The organism is Pseudomonas sp. B26(2017) (genome assembly GCF_002113045.1).
GTDB lineage: Bacteria > Pseudomonadota > Gammaproteobacteria > Pseudomonadales > Pseudomonadaceae > Aquipseudomonas.
In genome coordinates, this window is the sequence record NZ_NEJJ01000002.1 from 403,574 (window position 1) to 422,048 (window position 18,475).

Annotated in this window: 18 protein-coding genes and 1 other RNA gene; 9 read left to right on the forward strand and 10 right to left on the reverse strand. The window is 60.0% G+C overall.

The annotated features are described in order from the left end of the window. Positions 1-60: 60 nt before the first annotated feature. The 6 genes from trxA to CAF79_RS04925 all read left to right on the forward strand — a co-directional run bounded on the left by trxA (position 61) and on the right by CAF79_RS04925 (position 7,373). Entirely contained in the window at positions 61-393 is a 333-nt protein-coding gene (trxA, locus tag CAF79_RS04900; RefSeq protein ID WP_085696889.1) for a thioredoxin TrxA, read from the forward strand. Positions 394-642: 249 nt separating this feature from the next. Beyond that, positions 643-1,902 (forward strand): transcription termination factor Rho, encoded by a 1,260-nt coding sequence (rho, locus tag CAF79_RS04905; protein WP_007951825.1) that lies wholly within the window; start codon positions 643-645, stop codon positions 1,900-1,902. A 134-nt stretch (positions 1,903-2,036) separates the two neighbouring features. Continuing rightward, the gene (locus tag CAF79_RS04910) at positions 2,037-3,992 is read left to right on the forward strand and encodes an acyltransferase family protein (RefSeq protein WP_085696890.1); all 1,956 of its coding nucleotides are present in this window, start codon (positions 2,037-2,039) and stop codon (positions 3,990-3,992) included. Between the two features lie 80 nt (positions 3,993-4,072). Continuing rightward, positions 4,073-5,539 carry a 4-hydroxy-3-polyprenylbenzoate decarboxylase gene (gene ubiD / locus CAF79_RS04915; protein ID WP_085696891.1) on the forward strand — a complete coding sequence of 489 codons (1,467 nt, stop codon included), beginning with the start codon at positions 4,073-4,075 and terminating at the stop codon, positions 5,537-5,539. After that, positions 5,539-6,507 (forward strand): CDP-6-deoxy-delta-3,4-glucoseen reductase, encoded by a 969-nt coding sequence (locus CAF79_RS04920; protein WP_085696892.1) that lies wholly within the window; start codon positions 5,539-5,541, stop codon positions 6,505-6,507. The genes ubiD and CAF79_RS04920 overlap by 1 nt, the downstream gene beginning before the upstream one ends. A gap of 197 nt (positions 6,508-6,704) precedes the next feature. Further along, positions 6,705-7,373 (forward strand): gamma-glutamylcyclotransferase, encoded by a 669-nt coding sequence (locus CAF79_RS04925; RefSeq protein ID WP_085696893.1) that lies wholly within the window; start codon positions 6,705-6,707, stop codon positions 7,371-7,373. On the opposite strand, the gene glpT is transcribed toward CAF79_RS04925, so the two are convergent. Next, positions 7,349-8,698, reverse strand: a complete 1,350-nt coding sequence (gene glpT, locus CAF79_RS04930; RefSeq protein ID WP_085696894.1) for a glycerol-3-phosphate transporter — start codon at positions 8,696-8,698, stop codon at positions 7,349-7,351. The genes CAF79_RS04925 and glpT overlap by 25 nt on opposite strands. A 326-nt stretch (positions 8,699-9,024) precedes the next feature. Between glpT and CAF79_RS04935 the strand changes: the two genes are divergently transcribed. After that, positions 9,025-9,633 (forward strand): energy transducer TonB, encoded by a 609-nt coding sequence (locus CAF79_RS04935; protein WP_085696895.1) that lies wholly within the window; start codon positions 9,025-9,027, stop codon positions 9,631-9,633. 51 nt (positions 9,634-9,684) lie between these two features. On the opposite strand, the gene CAF79_RS04940 is transcribed toward CAF79_RS04935, so the two are convergent. Beyond that, the gene (locus CAF79_RS04940) at positions 9,685-10,662 is read right to left on the reverse strand and encodes an NADPH:quinone oxidoreductase family protein (RefSeq protein ID WP_085696896.1); all 978 of its coding nucleotides are present in this window, start codon (positions 10,660-10,662) and stop codon (positions 9,685-9,687) included. 150 nt (positions 10,663-10,812) lie between these two features. Between CAF79_RS04940 and CAF79_RS04945 the strand changes: the two genes are divergently transcribed. After that, the gene (locus tag CAF79_RS04945) at positions 10,813-11,220 is read left to right on the forward strand and encodes a flagellar basal body-associated protein FliL (RefSeq protein WP_027610485.1); all 408 of its coding nucleotides are present in this window, start codon (positions 10,813-10,815) and stop codon (positions 11,218-11,220) included. Between the two features lie 16 nt (positions 11,221-11,236). Here the strand turns inward: CAF79_RS04945 and CAF79_RS04950 are convergent, their stop codons facing one another. From CAF79_RS04950 to CAF79_RS04965, 4 genes are all read right to left on the reverse strand, one after another. After that, positions 11,237-12,355: an ABC transporter permease gene (locus tag CAF79_RS04950; RefSeq protein WP_085696897.1), complete on the reverse strand. Its 1,119-nt coding sequence runs from the start codon at positions 12,353-12,355 to the stop codon at positions 11,237-11,239. Beyond that, complete coding sequence (gene rbbA, locus CAF79_RS04955) at positions 12,355-15,075, reverse strand: ribosome-associated ATPase/putative transporter RbbA (protein WP_085696898.1); 2,721 nt, start codon at positions 15,073-15,075, stop codon at positions 12,355-12,357. The genes CAF79_RS04950 and rbbA overlap by 1 nt, the downstream gene beginning before the upstream one ends. After that, positions 15,072-16,037, reverse strand: coding sequence for an HlyD family secretion protein (locus CAF79_RS04960; RefSeq protein WP_085696899.1), 966 nt, complete (start codon positions 16,035-16,037; stop codon positions 15,072-15,074). Before CAF79_RS04960 ends, rbbA begins: the two co-directional genes overlap by 4 nt. Before the next feature lie 121 nt (positions 16,038-16,158). Then, complete coding sequence (locus tag CAF79_RS04965) at positions 16,159-16,608, reverse strand: EVE domain-containing protein (RefSeq protein WP_085696900.1); 450 nt, start codon at positions 16,606-16,608, stop codon at positions 16,159-16,161. Between the two features lie 197 nt (positions 16,609-16,805). On the opposite strand from CAF79_RS04965, the gene CAF79_RS29100 reads away from it, so the two are divergent. Next, positions 16,806-16,961, forward strand: a complete 156-nt coding sequence (locus tag CAF79_RS29100; protein WP_007911192.1) for a hypothetical protein — start codon at positions 16,806-16,808, stop codon at positions 16,959-16,961. A gap of 35 nt (positions 16,962-16,996) precedes the next feature. Here the strand turns inward: CAF79_RS29100 and CAF79_RS04970 are convergent, their stop codons facing one another. The 4 genes from CAF79_RS04970 to CAF79_RS04985 all read right to left on the reverse strand — a co-directional run bounded on the left by CAF79_RS04970 (position 16,997) and on the right by CAF79_RS04985 (position 18,415). Further along, on the reverse strand, positions 16,997-17,602 hold the full coding sequence (locus tag CAF79_RS04970; RefSeq protein ID WP_085696901.1) for a 5-formyltetrahydrofolate cyclo-ligase: 606 nt from the start codon (positions 17,600-17,602) through the stop codon (positions 16,997-16,999). A gap of 80 nt (positions 17,603-17,682) precedes the next feature. Continuing rightward, a non-coding RNA gene (gene ssrS / locus CAF79_RS04975) (6S RNA) lies at positions 17,683-17,861 on the reverse strand. A 30-nt stretch (positions 17,862-17,891) separates the two neighbouring features. Further along, on the reverse strand, positions 17,892-18,209 hold the full coding sequence (locus CAF79_RS04980) for a cell division protein ZapA (protein WP_007951811.1): 318 nt from the start codon (positions 18,207-18,209) through the stop codon (positions 17,892-17,894). After that, on the reverse strand, positions 18,206-18,415 hold the full coding sequence (locus tag CAF79_RS04985; protein WP_007940359.1) for a TIGR02449 family protein: 210 nt from the start codon (positions 18,413-18,415) through the stop codon (positions 18,206-18,208). Before CAF79_RS04985 ends, CAF79_RS04980 begins: the two co-directional genes overlap by 4 nt. Positions 18,416-18,475: the final 60 nt, after the last annotated feature.

The window sequence follows — 18,475 nt, forward strand, 5'->3', positions numbered from 1 at the left end:
GAACAAGGGAAGGGCGGCTATGATGGGCCACGTTTTTTTGCTTACAACCTGGAGAATTCCATGAGCAGCAGCGATCTGATCAAACACGTTAGCGACGCTAGCTTCGAAGCCGACGTACTCAAGGCCGAAGGCGCTGTCCTGGTCGACTACTGGGCTGAATGGTGCGGCCCTTGCAAAATGATCGCTCCGGTTCTGGACGAGATTGCAGAGGAATACGAAGGCAAGCTGACCATTGCCAAACTGAACATCGACGAAAACCAGGGAACCCCTGCCAAGCACGGCGTGCGTGGTATTCCAACCCTGATGCTGTTCAAGAACGGCAACGTGGAAGCGACCAAGGTCGGCGCGCTGTCGAAGTCTCAGCTGAAAGCTTTCCTCGACGCCAACATCTAAGCGTTGCGGTAAAGACTGTCCTTGAAAAGCCCCGCAATTTGCGGGGCTTTTTGCGTATTCAGGGCTAGACGCTCCGAAACTCAGGTGATACATTCGGCCCCGCACTGGTTTCTCCACTGCCCCCTGCTAGCCGTCGCCGACGCACTCCTTTTCGAATAAGTACGCGATCCTGTCGCCTTCTCCGCGGCGCGGCCTCATTAAGCCAAAAGCTTAATTTCCCCCCTCCATAAATGATTACGTCATTCCTATATGAATCTGACTGAACTCAAGCAAAAGCCGATTACCGAACTGCTCGAATTGGCCGAACAGATGGGCATAGAAAATATGGCCCGTTCGCGCAAGCAGGACGTGATTTTCTCCCTGCTGAAAAAGCACGCTAAAAGCGGTGAGGAAATCTCCGGTGATGGCGTGCTGGAGATTCTCCAGGACGGCTTCGGCTTCCTGCGCTCCGCTGACGCTTCCTACCTCGCCGGCCCTGACGACATCTACGTCTCGCCGAGCCAGATCCGCCGTTTCAACTTGCGCACCGGTGACACCATCGTTGGCAAGATCCGCCCTCCGAAGGAAGGCGAGCGGTATTTCGCCCTGCTCAAGGTCGACACGATCAACTTCGATCGTCCTGAGAACGCGAAGAACAAGATTCTCTTCGAGAACCTGACTCCGCTGTTCCCGAACGTGCGCATGAAGATGGAAGCCGGCAACGGTTCCACCGAAGACCTGACCGGTCGCGTGATCGACCTGTGCGCCCCGATCGGCAAAGGCCAGCGCGGTCTGATCGTTGCACCGCCGAAGGCCGGTAAAACGATCATGCTGCAGAACATCGCGGCGAACATCGCCCGTAACAATCCTGAAGTTCACTTGATCGTGCTGTTGATCGACGAACGTCCGGAAGAAGTGACCGAAATGCAGCGCACCGTGCGCGGCGAAGTGGTTGCCTCGACCTTCGACGAGCCGCCGACCCGTCACGTACAAGTGGCTGAAATGGTGATCGAGAAGGCCAAGCGCCTGGTCGAACACAAGAAGGACGTGGTGATCCTGCTCGACTCCATCACCCGTCTGGCCCGTGCCTACAACACCGTGATTCCGAGCTCCGGCAAGGTGCTGACCGGTGGTGTCGATGCCCACGCCCTGGAGAAACCGAAGCGTTTCTTCGGCGCCGCGCGCAACATCGAAGAAGGCGGCTCGCTGACCATCATCGCCACCGCGCTGGTTGAAACCGGCTCGAAGATGGATGAAGTGATCTACGAAGAGTTCAAGGGCACCGGCAACATGGAGCTGCCACTGGACCGTCGTATCGCCGAGAAACGTGTGTTCCCGGCCATCAACATCAACAAGTCCGGTACCCGTCGCGAAGAGCTGCTGACTGCCGACGATGAGCTGCAGCGTATGTGGATCCTGCGCAAACTGCTGCACCCGATGGACGAAGTGGCGGCCATCGAGTTCCTGGTCGACAAGCTGAAAACGACCAAGACCAACGACGAATTCTTCCTGTCGATGAAGCGCAAGTAATTCGCTGTTGTTTGAATAAAGCGCCCTATAAGGGCGCTTTTTTTTGCAACGGATTATTTGTATCTGGATTGAAATGTACGTGGCTGATAACTTTCGCGCTTTCCAAGGACTCTGTATCCAGAACGAGAAAGATCATGCACACGTTTGGCAATCGCCGTGATATCGACGGATTACGAGCTCTGGCGGTTATTCCGGTCGTACTGTTTCATTTCGGATTCAGTACATTCAGTGGCGGCTTTGTCGGGGTTGACGTTTTTTTCGTCATTTCCGGCTTCCTGATCACAACGATCCTGTTCCGCGAAATCAGCTCTCAGCGCTTCAGCTTCATTGATTTCTGGGCACGCCGTGCCCGCCGCATCATTCCTGCCCTGAGTGTGGTCATGCTGGTGACGCTGGCATTGGGCTGGTTGCTGCTGACGGCCAAGGACTTCGCCGAACTCGGGCGAACAGTGCGCTATCAGTCGCTTTTCATCTCCAACATTCTGTTCATGCGAGAGGACGGCTACTTTCAGCCAGCCTCGGATCTGAAGCCGCTGCTGCACACCTGGTCGCTGGCGGTAGAAGAACAGTACTACATCTTCTTTCCGCTGTTGATGGCGGTGCTGATCCGCTATTTCCGCCATTGGCGCTGGATGCTGTTCGCCGTGTTGCTGGTATCGTTCGGCTTGAACATCGCCAACATCGAACACAAGCCGGAATTCACCTTCTTCTCGCTGCCTACCCGGGCGTGGGAGTTGCTCTGCGGCGCGATGCTCGCGGTCATGCCGGCGCCGAAACAGGCGGTGCGTCCCTGGTTGTATCAGGCTGTGGGGCTGGCCGGTCTGGTGGCAGTACTGGTTGCGGTGTTCACTTTTGACAAGTCCACCGTGTTTCCGGGTTGGGCAGCCTTGTTGCCGGTACTGGGGACGACGGCGTTGATCTGGTCGGGCGCGCAAGGTGCGAGCCTCACCGGGCGGCTCTTGAGTCTGCGGCCGTTGGTCTGGGTCGGCTTGCTTTCGTATTCGCTCTATCTTTGGCATTGGCCTGTGTTTGTCTATGCCAACGCGATTTCCATCGATGGCATTCAGCCTGTTGAAGCAATCGGCTGGATAGCCTTGGCGCTGGGTCTGGCCTGGCTGAGTCTGCGCTATATCGAGCTGCCGTTTCGCGAAAAACGCTTGCTCGCCTCGCGTAATGCAGTGCTGGCAGGCAGTCTGGCGGCCATCGTTGCACTTGTGGCGACGGGGTCGGCGATCCGTTCCGCCGGTGGCGTCCCTCAACGTCTGACCGGTAAAGCGCTGGAGTATGCACAGTCCCGTGAGTGGCATGCGGGGCAGATGAAATGCATGTTGGTGACTCAGGATAAAGAGCTGGACAAGGCTTGTCTGGTGGGTGGCAGTGGGGATGTTCCGGCCACTCAATTGTTCTGGGGCGATAGCCACGCCGCCGCCTTGCTGCCGGCTATCGAGAATAATGCCCGTCGCGAGGGGCGTCCGGTTTGGCTGTACAGCATGAGCGCGTGCCCGCCGATTCTCAGCGACGACCCGCGTCAGCGCTGCAAGGATTTCAACGAACGGACCATGGAACGCGTGCGCAGTCTCGGCATCAAGGATGTGGTGCTGGCGTCCAACTGGAGCCTTTACGTGTATGGCCGCGAAGACGGCGACAAGAAGGTGCTGCTCAATTCGCAAGACGATACCGTCCAGGCCGAGCAACGCATGGCCGCAGCGCTGAAAGCGCGAGTTGCCGCATTGAGAGCGACGGGGGCGCAAGTCTGGCTGTTCAAGGAGGTGCCGCTGCAACGCAAAGGCATCGTCAACCGCTTGACCAGCCTGGCGCGGATCGGAAGGTCAGCCGAAGGGCTGGGTCGTCCGCTTGAGGAACATCTGGCGCGCCAGCATTTCCTCAGCAGCCTGTTCGACTCAATGAGCGCCGCTGATCCGGGTGTGCACGTGATCGATCCAACGCCGCTGATGTGCGCCAACGGCGTCTGCAGCATCGAGGTCAACGGTCATTCGCAGTACAAGGATGAGGATCATCTTTCGGACGCGGGGAGCTCCCGGCTGAGCCCGCTGTTTGCGCCTCTGCTGCTGGGTACGAGCCACAATTGAGCGAGGCCTGATGCTGACGGGCTGCTGTTTGCCCGTCAGAGCAGGTAGGATGTACGCCTATTTTGAGGGTGCCATCGTCAATGAAATTCAAGGATCTTCGGGATTTCGTGCAGCAGCTTGAGCAGCGCGGAGAGTTGAAACGCATCCAGATTCCCGTCTCGCCGGTGCTGGAGATGACCGAGGTGTGCGACCGCACGCTGCGGGCCAAGGGCCCGGCGCTGCTGTTCGAGAAACCGACCGGCCATGACATTCCGGTGCTCGGCAACCTGTTCGGCACTCCCGAGCGGGTCGCGATGGGCATGGGCGCCGAGTCGGTCAGCGAGCTGCGCGAAATCGGCAAGCTACTGGCGTTCCTCAAGGAGCCGGAGCCGCCGAAGGGCTTGAAGGATGCCTGGTCGAAGCTGCCGATCTTCCGCAAGATCATTGCGATGGCGCCGAAAGTCGTCAAAGACGCGCCGTGCCAGGAAGTGGTCATCGAAGGCGACGACGTCGATCTGGCGATGTTACCGGTGCAGACCTGCTGGCCGGGCGACGTGGCACCGCTGATTACCTGGGGCCTGACCGTCACCAAGGGCCCGAACAAGGATCGGCAGAACCTCGGCATCTACCGTCAGCAAGTGATTGGCCGCAACAAGGTCATCATGCGCTGGCTCAGCCACCGAGGTGGCGCGCTGGATTTCCGCGAGTGGTGCGAGAAGCATCCGGGTCAGCCGTTCCCGGTGTCCGTGGCCCTCGGTGCGGATCCTGCGACCATTCTCGGCGCGGTCACCCCGGTGCCGGACAGCCTCTCCGAATACGCCTTCGCCGGTCTGCTGCGCGACAGCCGCACAGAACTGGTGAAGTGCCGTGGCAACGACCTGCAAGTGCCGGCCACCGCTGAAATCATCCTCGAAGGCGTGATCCATCCGGGCGAAATGGCCGATGAAGGCCCGTACGGCGACCACACCGGTTACTACAACGAAGTCGACAGCTTCCCGGTGTTCACCGTCGAGCGCATCACCCACCGGATCAAACCGATCTACCACAGCACCTACACCGGCCGTCCGCCGGATGAGCCGGCGATTCTCGGCGTGGCGTTGAACGAAGTGTTCGTGCCGATCCTGCAGAAGCAGTTCCCGGAGATCACCGACTTCTACCTGCCGCCGGAAGGCTGCTCGTACCGCATGGCCGTGGTGACGATGAAGAAGGCGTATCCGGGCCATGCCAAGCGCGTGATGCTGGGTGTCTGGTCGTTTTTGCGACAGTTCATGTACACCAAGTTCGTTATCGTCACCGACGACGACATCAACGCGCGTGACTGGAACGACGTGATTTGGGCCATCACCACGCGCATGGACCCCAAGCGCGACACGGTGATGATCGACAACACGCCGATCGACTACCTCGACTTTGCCTCGCCAGTGTCGGGGCTCGGCTCGAAGATGGGCCTGGATGCCACCCACAAGTGGCCGGGCGAAACCACTCGCGAGTGGGGCCGCGTCATCGTCAAGGATGATGCCGTCACCCAACGGATCGATGCCATCTGGAATCAGTTAGGAATAGATTGATGCGTGTAACCCTGCAGCCCTCCGGAGCGGTGCTCGAGATACGGCCCGGAGAGCGGATTCTCGATGGTGCGCGGCGCCTGGGCTATGAATGCCCGCAGAGCTGCCGCAACGGCAATTGCCATGTGTGTGCGGCACTGCTGGTGGAAGGCCGGGTCGAACAGGCCGGCAAGGTGCACGACCACGGCGAGTTCTACACTTGCATAGCGGAGCCGCTGGAAGACTGCATCGTGCTGTGGGATGGCGTGCTCGCGCTGGGAGAACTGCCCGTGCGCAGTGTGTCGTGTCAGGTCATCGAATGCCGGGACGTCGGTGGCGATACCTTTCGTGTGCGCCTGCGGGCACCGGCCGGCAAGCCGCCGCGCTATCACGCCGGTCAGTACCTGATGATCGAGCGCGAGAACGGCGAGAAGTCGGCGTTCTCCATGGCCTCGGCGCCCCACGGCGGGCGCGATCTGGAAATCCATGTGCTGGCGCGCGAATCCAGTGCGCTGAACCTGATCGATCAGCTCAAGCGCAACCCGATGGTGCGGGTCGAACTGCCGTTCGGCGACACCCATCTGGCGGAATTGCCGGACGGGCCGCTGGTGCTGATCGCCGCTGGCACCGGCATGGGTCAGATCCACAGCCTGATCGAACATTGCCGGGCCAACGGCTTCAAACAGCCGGTGCACTTGTACTGGGGCGTGCGTCGCCCGGAAGACTTCTACGAAATCGAACATTGGGACGAATGGCTGAAGTTGCCCAACCTGTTCCTGCACAAGGTCGTCAGTGATCAATGCGGTTGGGAAGGGCGCTGCGGCATGTTGCATGAGGCGGTGTGTGAGGATTTTCCCGATCTGAAACCGCTGCACGTCTACGCCAGCGGCTCGCCGGCCATGGTCTACGGCACGCTGGATGCGCTGGTGGAAGCGGGGATGGATGCCCATCAGATGCGTGCGGATGTGTTCGCTTACGCGCCCCGTTCCTGAATTCTTTATAACTCTCTATATAGCCGATCGGTATTTATGTAATTGCATAAATGCCGGTAGGTTATATATCAATCAGGCAATAAATTAAGAACTGTGCCATGGCACTCCAATTGCTTTAAAACATATGTGCCTTATTGTTACAGCGGTGCGTTCTATTAAGTAATTCTTCACCCGCGGGGAGCTGAACGCTATTCGCCATGAGCGCCATTGAAAACGCTTTTCTGAACCTGGCTTACCCTCCGCGGCTCGATCTCGGGCCGCAGCTGACGCACGAACAACTTCTCGCTTCCATGCAATCGACCATGGCGCGCCACAAGGGCGGGCCGGTGTGGCTGTTCGCCTACGGATCGCTGATCTGGCGGCCGGAATGCACCGCCGTCGAGCGTGTGCGCGGTCGAGTGCATGGCTACCATCGTGGCTTGTACCTGTGGTCCCACGAGCATCGCGGCACGCCGGAAATGCCGGGTCTGGTCTTTGGTCTGGACCGGGGCGGTTCATGCAGCGGCTTTGCCTACCGGTTGCCGGAAGACAACCTGGACAGCGCGCTGTACGCGTTGTGGAAGCGCGAGATGCCGTTCCCGTCCTATCGCCCACACTGGCTCAACTGCCGACTCGAAGATGGCAGCCAGGTTCAGGCCTTGGGATTCGTATTGGAGCGACACCTGCCCAGCTACGCCGGCAACTTGCCGGATCATGTGCTGAGCCAGGTGTTCGAAAGCGCTTGCGGGCGTTACGGCACGACTCGCGATTATGTCGAGCAGACCGCTCACGCCCTGCGCAGCCACGCCATGCCAGACCGGAATCTGGAGGCGCGGCTCAAGCGCTGCAGGTCAAAGGCCGATCAGGCGACTGCTTCGCGGGTCTGACTGGCGACTTGCTTGTGCCACAGGGTCGGGGCCAGGAAGGCCATCGACAGCAGGCAAGCGCCCACCAGCAACACGAAACCGCCATCCCAGCCGAAATGGTCCACGGTGTAGCCCATCGCTGCACTGGCCGCGACCGAACCACCCAGATACCCGAACAGACCGGTGAAGCCCGCAGCAGTACCGGCGGCTTTCTTTGGTGCCAGCTCCAGCGCTTGCAGGCCGATCAGCATCACCGGGCCGTAGATCAGGAAGCCGATGGAGAACAGCGCGATCATGTCGATGGTCGGGTTGCCGGCCGGGTTCAGCCAGTAAACCAGGGTCGCCACGGTCACCAGCGCCATGAACACCATGCCGGTCAGGCCACGGTTGCCACGGAAGATCTTGTCTGACATCCAGCCGCACAGCAGCGTGCCTGGAATCCCCGCCCATTCGTAGAAGAAATAGGCCCACGAGGTTTTATCTACAGTGAAACCCTTGGCTTCCTTCAGGTAGGTCGGCGCCCAGTCCAGTACACCGTAGCGCAGCAGGTAAACGAAGACGTTGGCCATGGCGATGTACCAGAGCATTTTGTTGCGCAGCACGTATTTGACGAAGATTTCCTTGGCGCTGAATTCGTCTTCGTGGCTGGCGTCGTAGCCTTCCGGATAGTCGTTCTTGTACTTCTCGATCGGCGGCAGGCCAACCGATTGCGGGGTGTCGCGCATGGTCACGAACGCGAACACCGCTACCGCCAGAGCAACAGCGGCCGGAACGTAGAACGCTGCGTGCCAGTCGTTGAACAGGCCCATGCCGACCAGGAACAGCGGGCCGATCAGGCCGCCCCCGACGTTATGCGCCACGTTCCACACCGACACCACGCCGCCTCGTTCCTTCTGCGACCACCAGTGCACCATCGTGCGTCCGCTCGGCGGCCAGCCCATGCCCTGGGCCCAACCGTTGATGAACAGCAGGATGAACATCATGGTCACGCTGGACGTTGCCCAAGGCGCGAAACCGAAAATGAACATGACCCCGGCCGATACCAGCAGGCCGAAGGGCAGGAAGTAACGCGGGTTGGAGCGGTCGGAGACCAGGCCCATGAGGAACTTGGACAAGCCATACGCAATGGCGATCGCCGACATCGCCAGGCCCAGATCGCCACGGCTGTAGCCTTCGTCGATCAGGTACGGCATGGCCAGCGAGAAGTTCTTGCGCAGCAGGTAGTAACCCGCGTAGCCAAAGAAGATGCCGGCGAAGATCTGCCAACGCAGGCGTCGGTAGGTGCTGTCGATTTTTTCTTCAGGCAATGGAGCCTGATGTGCGGCAGGACGAAAGAAAGCAAACATTCAAGAGCTCCAGATTTCTTGTTTTGACTGCGGATGCGAATGTTACAGTTTCGTTACCGAAAATAGCACCGCTTCCCATCGACAAAACAGTGGAAATGTTGGAAGTCGCACGTTCCTTTATGAACATGTCGCTCAGATATAAGTGAGGGGCGCTGTGGGAAAGGTTACTTCGGCGGCTTCCTGCAGGGTTTCAGCGAGACGTAGGGCAAGTTTTGAGGAAATCTCCTGCTTGCAACGCAGAAGCCGCGACGTTCTATTTTGGAGGGGCGCGCCTTAACCTTTTCGCAGATGCCTGATCGGGCATTCGGGTCGCGAGGGGAGGAATCATGCGCTGGTGGATGTTGTTGGTTTTGCTGTTGGTGGCGGGCAGTACCTGGGCGGCCGAGGTATTTTTGATTCCGGAACATCATCCGAAACCAATCTACCCTCCGGGGCTGCAACGGGCCGGGTTTACCGGAGGCGTCAAAGTAAGCTTTACCGTCAGTGCAGACGGAGCGGTGAGTAAGGTCGGCATTTTGAAAAGCGATCATGCCGAACTGTCCGATGCGGTCAAAAAAGCGCTGGCGCAATGGCGCTTTAAACCGTGGACTGTTGAAGGAGAACGCCCGCCAGAGCAGGAAATAATCGCCCCGATGACGTTCGGATTCGACTCTCCCGACGGTGTCAATCTGTGGCTGAAGGATCTCAAATGCCGCGAGTTCAACAGTTTGCTGGCGCACTATCCAAGACATGCCTGGGTGGATGCTGCACCGTTTCATTATGTGCGCGGTTATCTGGCAAATACGTTTTTCCAGGGACAGATCCCGATGGAGCAACGCCTGGCCATGGTTGCCAAAATGAACAAGCGTGTTCCCAGCATTGTGACGCGCTGCCAAAAGAGTCCAGGCCTTAAATACGTCACCCTTCTGCCGGAAGACATTCGCAAGGTTTTATGAGAACAGTGCATGCCTGTCTGGTCAGGTACATGACCAGACAGCTTTTTCCGTTTAGCGCACGCTGACGACAACCTTGCCCACAGCCTTGCGCTGCCCGAGATCATTGATCGCCTGCGCGGCATTGCCCAGCGGGTAGACCTGCGACACCAGCGGCTTGAGCTTGCCCTCGGCAAACCAGCCGAACAGTTGCTGGAAGTTTGCGGCGTTGTCCTGCGGCTGGCGCTGGGCGAAGGAACCCCAGAACACGCCGAGTACCGCCGCGCCCTTGAGCAGGGCGAGGTTGACCGGCAGTTCGGGAATGCGTCCGCTGGCGAAGCCGACGACCAGCAGGCGGCCGTTCCAGGCGATGGCGCGGATAGCCTGGTCGAACAGGTCGCCGCCGACCGGGTCGTAGATCACGTCGGCGCCCTGGCCGTCGGTCAGGCGTTTGATCTCGTCCTTGAGGCTGGTTTCGCTGTAGTTGATCAGTTCGTCAGCACCGGCAGCCTTGGCGACGGCGAGTTTTTCCGCGCTGCTGGCGGCGGCAATCACCCGGGCGCCCATGGCTTTGCCGATTTCCACGGCGGCGAGACCAACGCCGCCGGAGGCACCGAGTACCAGCAGGGTTTCACCCGGTTGCAGGTTGCCGCGCTGTTTGAGGGCGTGCATCGACGTGCCGTAGGTCATGCTGAACGCGGCGGCAGTGTTGAAATCCATCGACGGCGGGATCGGCAGCACGTTGTAGCCCGGCACTGCGACCTGCTCGGCAAAGCTGCCCCAGCCCGTCAGGGCCATGACCCGGTCGCCGACCTTCAGGTGACTGACCTTTTCACCCACTTGGCTGACCACGCCGGAGGCTTCCCCACCCGGGGAGAACGGGAAGGGCGGCTTGAACTGGTACTTGCCCTCGATGATCAGCGTGTCCGGGAAGTTGACCCCGGCGGCGTGCACGTCCAGCAGGATTTCGTTCTTCTTGGCGACAGGACTGGCGACGTCTTCCAGCACCAGCGATTCGGCAGGGCCGAAGGCTTTGCACAGCACGGCTTTCATCAGGGCTATTCCTTTGGGAGTGATGGCCGATAAGTGTAGGTGTGGCAGTCAACGGGTCAACGAGCATGCCCGGCCCTGATAGTCCGCCATAAGCTTGTGCTTGCGCGGCGGGTCGTTATGCTAGGCCGCAAACCGGATAAGGAGCGAATTGTGAAAGCGTGGATCATGTTGTTGCTGGCCCTGTCTCTGCCTGTGGCAGCGCTGGCCGAAGAAGCCAAAGAGGGCGAGGCGCCGAAGGTCAACTACATCACCCTGAGCCCGCCGTTCGTGGGCAACTACGGGCTGGATGGCACGCCGAAGCTGAAGGTCTACAAGGCCGACGTGGCACTGCGGGTGACCGGCGAAGAGGCGACCAAACTGGTCAAGGCCAACGAGCCGCTGATTCGCAATCAACTGGTGGCGCTGTTCACTCAGCAAACCACCGAAGCGATGGGCAGCATCGAAGGCAAGGAAAAACTGCGTCAGGAAGCCTTGAAGCAGACCCAGCAAGTGATGAATGACGAGACCGGCAAGCCGGTGGTCGAGGATCTGTTGTTCAACAACCTGATCATTCAGTAAATGTTGTCGCGGTTGTTCAGGACGCCAGGCTCTTGCGAAACCGTGCCAGGGCGATGAAAAAGAACAGCAAACCGATGACGACCAGCGCCAGCAAGTCAGGCCACACCACGCTCAGCCCGGCGTCGCGGAACAGGATCGCGGTGCCGAGGCTGACGAAGTGGGTGGACGGTGACCCTTGCATGACCCATTGCAACCACGGCGGCATGCTGTCCAGCGGTGTACTGCCCCCGGACAACAGCAACATCGGGATAATCACCGGGATGGCCAGCAGGCCGAACTGCGGTGTCGAACGCGCCAGCGTTGCCAGAAATATGCCCAGCGCGGTGCTGGCGAACAGATAAACGGCCGTAACCAGCAAGAACAGGCTCAATGAGCCGGATAAAGGTACGCCCAACGCACCTTTGACAATCACTTCCAGGGACAGCCAGGTGCATAGCACCACCACCAGCAGATTGCTCCAGACTTTCGCCAGCATGATTTCCAGTGCGGTCAGCGGCAGCACCAGCAAATGATCCAGTGTGCCGTGTTCGCGCTCGCGCAGGAGCGCGGTGCCGGTCAGAACAATCGCCAGAATAGTGATGTTGTTGACGATCTGAATCACGGCCAGAAACCAACCGCCCTCAAGATTGGTATTGAACAGGGCTCGAGTCGTCAGTTGCACCGCAGACCCGGTCTGCACATCACCCTGGCCTGAGTAAGCCAATAACTCACGTTGAAATATTCGGCTGATGTAGCCGGCGCCCATGAACGCCTGACTCATGGCAGTGGCGTCGACGTTGACCTGCAGGGCTGGCTGGCGACCCGCGAGCAGGTCTGTCTGAAAACTGGCGGGGATGTTGATGACGAACGTGTAGCGGCCGCTATCCATGACCTCATCCAGTTGCTCGTAGGGCAGCGGTACCGGCGTCTGGAATTCCGGAGGTTGCAGCGCCTCGGCCAATTGGCGCGAAAGGGCGCCGTGATCCTCGTCGACAATCGCCACGCTGGCGTTATGCACGCCGATCACCGAACCGGCGGCTGGCATATAGATGGCTACGGTGAAGGCATAGAACAGGAACAGCAGTAGTACGCTGTCATGGCGCAGGCTCGTCAGCTCCTTGAGGCCCAATCGCAGGATATGTGCGAGCTTGTGCATCACGCCTCCTGCTTTTTCAGCATGATCAGGCTCAAACCGGTGAACCCGATAAAAAAGCCGCCCAGCGCCAGGCATTGTGGCCAGAGCTGGCGCAGGTCCAGAGCTTTGGTGAACGTTCCTACGGCGATGTCGAGGAAGTGACCGGCCGGGAACAGCACGCCCATCACGGCGGCGGCCCCTTCCAGCGAAGAACGCGGCACGATCAGACCCGAGAACTGAATGGTCGGCAGGCTGGTGATGATCATGGTGCCGAGGATCGCCGCAATCTGTGTTCGGGTGAACGCTGAAATCAGCAGGCCCATGCTGGTGGTGGCCAGTACATACAAAAGCCCGCCGAACGCAAGGGTCGGCAGGCTGCCCTTGAAGGGCACGCCGAACAACCAGCGATTCATGGCCGTGAGCACGGCGAGGTTGACCAGGCTGACCAGCAGATAAGGCATTTGTTTGCCCAGGAGGAATTCGAGGCGGGTCAGGGGCGTGGCGTAGAAGTTGGTGATTGAGCCCAGCTCTTTCTCGCGCACGATGCCGAGCGCCGTCAGCATCGCCGGAATGAAGGCCAGAATCAGCGCCATCACGCCGGGACCGATGGCATTGACGCTGACCACATCCTGGTTATAGCGAAAGCGGGTCTGCAGCGTGGCCGGGGCTGACAGGGTCAAGGCCGGGCTGCTTTGTTCGGCAAGTTGCTCGAGATTGGCCAGATGAACGGCCTCGACGTAGTTGCGACTGGTCTCGGCGCGAAAGGGCATGCCGCCATCCAGCCACGCCGCGACCTCCGGCCGATGCCCGGCGTACAGGTCGCGGCCGAAGCCGGGCGGGATCTCCAGCGCCAGTTTGATTTCCGAACGTTGCAGCCGACGGTGCAGAGCCTGTGGATCTTCGATGGGCGGCTGTTCGGCGAAATAGCGGGAGCCGCGAAAGGCCTCCAGATAGGCGCGGCTTTGTGGCGTTTGATCCTGGTCATACACGGCAAAGGCCAGGTTCTCCACATCCAGGGAAATCCCGAAGCCAAAAATCACCATCATGAAAATCGCACCCAGCAGTGCAAACGCCATGCGCACTTTGTCGCGGACCAGCTCTTTGCCTTCGCGGCGAGCCACTGCCGTCAGACGACCGAAACTGAAAACCCGTTCCTTGACGGAACCGGCCGGCGCTTTCGGGGGCGGTGACGGCTCGGGGGGCGGGGCGGTTTCGGCGTCGCCCTGAGCCTGTTCAAGGCAGGTCACGAACGCTGCCTCCAGGGACTTGCCGCCAAACTGTTGTTGCAGTGCCGTCGGCGTGTCACAGGCCAGCACTTTGCCCGCGTGCATCAGCGAGATGCGGTCGCAACGCTGAGCTTCGTTCATGAAATGGGTGGAGAGGAAAATGGTCACGCCTTGATCACGGGACAGCTCGATCAACAGGCGCCAGAAATCGTCTCGCGCCGCGGGATCAACTCCGGAGGTCGGCTCATCCAGAATCAGCACTTCCGGGCCATGCAAGACCGCCACCGCCAGTGACAGGCGCTGGCGTATTCCCAGCGGCAAGGCCCCGGACGATTGATTGGCGACACCGTGCAGATCGAAGCGTTGAATCAGCGCGTCGATGCGCTGGGCGCTCTCGGTTTTCGGCAAGTCGAACAGGCGCGCGTGCAGTTCAAGGTTCTGCCGGACGCTGAGTTCGGCATACAGCGAAAAGCTCTGAGACATGAATCCGACCCGTTTGCGCGTGGCCAGATCCTTCGCATCCACCGGATTGCCCAGCAGCGTTGCGCTACCTTCGCTGGCAGGCATCAGTCCGGTCAGGACTTTCATTGTGGTGGTCTTGCCGCAGCCATTGGAGCCAAGGAAACCGAAAATCTCGCCTCGCCCGATGGCGAAGCTGACGTGATCCACGGCCGTAAAGTCGCCGAAACGCAACGTCAGGTCGTGAGCTTCGATGGCAATATCGGCGTTGCCGGTGCGAGGCGGGATCTGCAGTGGTTGAGTGGTGTGACGGCTGTCACCCTGGAAATGAGTGAAGGCGTCATCCAGCTTGCCGCTGGGCGTGACAGCGGCCAGTTCGCGGCTCAAACCGGTGGCGATCATCCGCCCGCCGTCGAGCATCAGGCAATGCTCGAACTGCTCTGCTTCCTCCATGTAGGCCGTGGCGACCAGCAGGGTCAGCTGCGGTCGTTGGCGTCGAACATCGTCGATCAACTCCCAGAACTTGCGACGTGAAAGCGGATCGACGCCGGTGGTCGGCTCGTCGAGGATCAGCAGATCCGGTTCGTGGATCAGGGCGCAACACAGTCCGAGTTTCTGTTTCATGCCGCCGGAAAGTTTGCCGGCTGGTCGATCGGCGAACCTCAGCAGATCGGTCGCGAGCAACAGGTTGTGCAGGCGCTGGGCGCTTTCGTCTGCAGAGAGGCCGAACAAGGTGGCGAAAAAATGCACGTTCTCGCGGATCGACAGTTCCGGGTACAGGTTGCCGCCCAATCCTTGCGGCATGAAAGCGATGCGCGCGTACAGCGTGTTGCGGTGGCTGCGATCCTGGATCGGACCGCCAAGCACTTCCAGTTGCCCTTGCTGGAGGGTTTTCACGCCCGCAATCAGCCCCAGCAGACTGGATTTGCCCGCGCCGTCAGGGCCGATCAAGCCGCAGCGGGTACCGGTCGGCAGGTCGAACGCAATGCCATTCAGGGCTTGCCGCTCGCCATAGCGGTGAGTGATGGCGTTCGCGTGAACCGCGACGCTGTTCATTGCAGATTGGCCGGCCAGTCGATCGGCGCGGTGCGCACATAGCCCGCGCCGGGCATGCCGGGCTTGGCCTGGGGGACGTCGCCAGGTCGGGTCAGGCGCAGCTTGACGCGAAAGACCAGTTTTTGTCGCTCGTCGCGGGTTTCGACCTCTTTGGGTGTGAATTGTGATTTGGCCGCCACGAAACTGACTTTCGCCGGCAAGGCCTGATCGGGCAGGGCGTCGAGCAGGATCCGCGCTTCATCGCCGACCGCCAGACGCCCGGCGACGGAGGCCGACAAGTAAAGATTCATGTATTGGTCGCCGGGATCGATCAGCAGCAGGACTCGGCCGCCGGCACCCAGCACTTCGCCGGGTTCGGCCATGCGCAACTGGATCAGCCCGTCGATCGGCGCGCGCAGACGGCTGTCATCGATCTCGCTGGCCAGTTGCGCAACCTGGGCCTGGGCTGCACCGATGGCCGCGCTGACTGCAGCGACCTGCGCCCGGGCCGCAGTCACAGCAGCGTTAGCGGTGCCGATCCGTGATTGCAATTGATCGATGACCTGCGCGCTGACAAAACCGTGCTTGAACAACGACTGCGAGCGGCCAAGTTCTTGCTGGGCCAGCAGTTGCTCGCTCAGGCGCAACTGCACGTTGGCCTGGGCGGCGGCGAGGTTCTCGCGGGCGCGGATAACCTCGGCTTCGGCCTGATTGCGCTGGGCCTCAAGGGTTCGGGTGTCCATTCGCGCAAGCAGTTGCCCTTTGCTGACCTTGTCGCCTTCGTCGACCAAGACCTCGGCGAGACGTCCCGGGGTCTTGCTGGCGATCTGCACTTGCGTTGCCTCGAGTCGCCCGTTTGCGCTGTGGAGCCCTTCGGGAAGGCGGTTGCTCATGGACTTCCAGTAGCCGAAGCCTCCGGCCGCCATCAACAACAGAATGAGGGCGCCGGCGTATATCAGAGAGGAGCGTCGATGCGTTGACATGAGGGCATCCTGCGGCTTGGGCGTTCAGTCTGTCGGGTTAAGCGATGGCATCGCTTGATGTCGGTCAAATGTCGGCGAAGCAGCAGCGCTGAGTCATGTCAGCCGCAAGGGCCGAGGTCTCTCAGCGCAAACCGAGTACTGCCGCCCACTGCTCGGCCGTCACTGGCATCACCGACAGTCGCGAGCCCTTTTGTACCAGCGGCATTTCGGCCAGTGCGGTCTGCTGTTTCAGATAATCCAGCTTCAAGACCCGGCTGAACGTCTCCACATGGGCGACGTCAATCGCGCTCCAGGCGTTTTTCTCTGGCGTGGCTTTCGGGTCGAAATAATGGCTTTGCGGATCCATTGCGGTGGGATCCGGGTACGCGGCCTGAATGATTTTGCCGATCCCGGCAATTCCCGGCTCCGGGCAGCTGGAGTGGTAGAAAAAGAATTCGTCCCCTACTGCCATGGCCCGCAGGAAATTGCGTGCCTGATAGTTGCGAACCCCGTCCCAGCGCGCTTTACCGAGCTTTTCCAAACCCTTGATCGAGAGCTCGTCGGGCTCGGATTTCATCAGCCAGTAGGCCATGGTGTGTGCTCCTCAAGCGGTCGTTGGGCAGGTTGTCGGGCAATTTTATGACAAACCGACGGTCGGTTGACGTCAGCATTTGCGCAGAGGTTCACGTTGTCGCAAAATGCCGGCCTTTAAAGCTTGACGCTGCTGCACGGCCTACGAATGGAAACCGCTGCTGTCATCGTGATGATGTGCCTTGAGGGGGGCAATCGATGAAACGCAAACCGGATTTGCTGTGGACTTTGGTTATTTTGTTCGGTCTGGGCGTCGTGACCACCGGTTATGCGCAAAGTCTGTGGGCCAACAAGGCCGATGCTCCGATTGAAGTGGCGCAACAAGTACAACAGTCGACAGCCTTCAAACGCTGAAACTGCCTTTTCGACGCCGCTGATCCGCGCGGCGTCTATCCCGCGAAATACCATGCCTTGTCTGTCACCGTTCCCTGCAACGGTACATCCCAGCTCGCTTGCGCGAGACGTCCGACTTTCTGACATTCATGGGCCAGACCCAGCAGTGTAGGCTTGCGCCAGTTCTGGCGTCGGGCCAGATACGCCAGGCTGCGGTCGTAGAATCCGCCGCCCATGCCCAGGCGCCCGCCGACATCGTCGAATCCCACCAGTGGCAACAACACCAGATCCAGTGCCCAGACCTTGCGCTGACGGGCCAGATTGGCGCGCGGCTCAAGGATGCGAAAACGGTTGGGCTTGAGTTTTTCGCCGGGACGGATCTGTTGAAAGACCATTTTGGTCCTCGGCCAGGCACTGAGCACCGGGAGGTAGGTTTTCTTGCCACGCCGCTGGGCCGCGCGCAGCAACAGGCGCGGGTCGATTTCACCGTCGGTGGGCAGGTACAGGGAAATGTGTTTGGCCCGGCGAAAGTGCGGGTCTTGTGCCAGTTGCTTGTACAGGCCTTCGGCGGCCTGGCGTTGCTGGCTCGGCGTCAGAGAACGGCGGGCCTTGCGCAGCAGGCGGCGCAGTTGGGGGCGGGGCAGCAACGCGGGTTCGGTCATGGTTCGGCTTCGGCAGGGTGGGACGAAAACGTACGCATAAAAAATCCGATGCCGGCATGCACCGGCATCGGATTCGAATCAGGCTCCCCGGATGAGCCGCTGTCGACTTAGCCCTTGAACCCGAGAGTTCAAGGTGGAGGATGCAGTAGGCTTTAAGGCTTTCCGTCTGGCGGACATGCACACCAGCCCAACGTGCAACCCCCAGGGTAGTGCAAATCGGCTCAGGGACATCGTCAACTGGCAAGCACCCCAGGGAGTGCGGCGAGTATAACTCAAGCGGCCTGGTGAATCAGCCCTTGCTGATGTCCGGATCGTCGGCCAGCACCAGATCGACACGATCGAGCAAGTCACGCACCTGTTCACGGGTCGAACCGCTGGCCTGGATGTCCGGACGCTCTTCTTTGTGCAAGAGATCGTGGGTGATGTTCAGCGCGGCCATCACGGCGATGCGGTCGGCGCCGATGACTTTGCCGCTGCTGCGGATCTCGCGCATCTTGCCGTCCAGGTAGCGGGCGGCGCTGATCAGATTGCTGCGCTCTTCCTGGGGACAGATGATCGAATACTCTTTGTCGAGGATCTGCACGGTAACGCTATTGCTTGAACTCATGAGTCTTGCTCCAGGGCCTTGAGGCGCGAAATCATCGATTCGACCTTACGCCGGGCGATTTCGTTTTTTTCAATGAGGTGCGCGCGTTCCTCGCGCCAGGTCTTTTCCTGAGCAAGTAAGAGTGCATTTTGACTTTTTAGTTGCTCGACTCGGGTAATCAGCAGTTCGAGTCTGGCCATCAGCGCTTGCAGGTCGGTGTCTTCCATTGTGTCCACTGATTCGGTCTGATGGGTTTGGCTGGCGGACAGCCTTTAATGGTCTTGGCG

What these genes read in the sequence shown, in the direction of transcription:
- trxA (WP_085696889.1), top strand. Translation starts at nt 61, where the DNA reads ATGAGCAGCAGCGATCTGATCAAACACGTTAGCGACGCTAGCTTCGAA.
- rho (WP_007951825.1), top strand. Translation starts at nt 643, where the DNA reads ATGAATCTGACTGAACTCAAGCAAAAGCCGATTACCGAACTGCTCGAA.
- CAF79_RS04910 (WP_085696890.1), top strand. Translation starts at nt 2,037, where the DNA reads ATGCACACGTTTGGCAATCGCCGTGATATCGACGGATTACGAGCTCTG.
- ubiD (WP_085696891.1), top strand. Translation starts at nt 4,073, where the DNA reads ATGAAATTCAAGGATCTTCGGGATTTCGTGCAGCAGCTTGAGCAGCGC.
- CAF79_RS04920 (WP_085696892.1), top strand. Translation starts at nt 5,539, where the DNA reads ATGCGTGTAACCCTGCAGCCCTCCGGAGCGGTGCTCGAGATACGGCCC.
- CAF79_RS04925 (WP_085696893.1), top strand. Translation starts at nt 6,705, where the DNA reads ATGAGCGCCATTGAAAACGCTTTTCTGAACCTGGCTTACCCTCCGCGG.
- glpT (WP_085696894.1), bottom strand. Translation starts at nt 8,698, where the DNA reads ATGTTTGCTTTCTTTCGTCCTGCCGCACATCAGGCTCCATTGCCTGAA.
- CAF79_RS04935 (WP_085696895.1), top strand. Translation starts at nt 9,025, where the DNA reads ATGCGCTGGTGGATGTTGTTGGTTTTGCTGTTGGTGGCGGGCAGTACC.
- CAF79_RS04940 (WP_085696896.1), bottom strand. Translation starts at nt 10,662, where the DNA reads ATGAAAGCCGTGCTGTGCAAAGCCTTCGGCCCTGCCGAATCGCTGGTG.
- CAF79_RS04950 (WP_085696897.1), bottom strand. Translation starts at nt 12,355, where the DNA reads ATGCACAAGCTCGCACATATCCTGCGATTGGGCCTCAAGGAGCTGACG.
- rbbA (WP_085696898.1), bottom strand. Translation starts at nt 15,075, where the DNA reads ATGAACAGCGTCGCGGTTCACGCGAACGCCATCACTCACCGCTATGGC.
- CAF79_RS04960 (WP_085696899.1), bottom strand. Translation starts at nt 16,037, where the DNA reads ATGTCAACGCATCGACGCTCCTCTCTGATATACGCCGGCGCCCTCATT.
- CAF79_RS04965 (WP_085696900.1), bottom strand. Translation starts at nt 16,608, where the DNA reads ATGGCCTACTGGCTGATGAAATCCGAGCCCGACGAGCTCTCGATCAAG.
- CAF79_RS29100 (WP_007911192.1), top strand. Translation starts at nt 16,806, where the DNA reads ATGAAACGCAAACCGGATTTGCTGTGGACTTTGGTTATTTTGTTCGGT.
- CAF79_RS04970 (WP_085696901.1), bottom strand. Translation starts at nt 17,602, where the DNA reads ATGACCGAACCCGCGTTGCTGCCCCGCCCCCAACTGCGCCGCCTGCTG.
- CAF79_RS04980 (WP_007951811.1), bottom strand. Translation starts at nt 18,209, where the DNA reads ATGAGTTCAAGCAATAGCGTTACCGTGCAGATCCTCGACAAAGAGTAT.
- CAF79_RS04985 (WP_007940359.1), bottom strand. Translation starts at nt 18,415, where the DNA reads ATGGAAGACACCGACCTGCAAGCGCTGATGGCCAGACTCGAACTGCTG.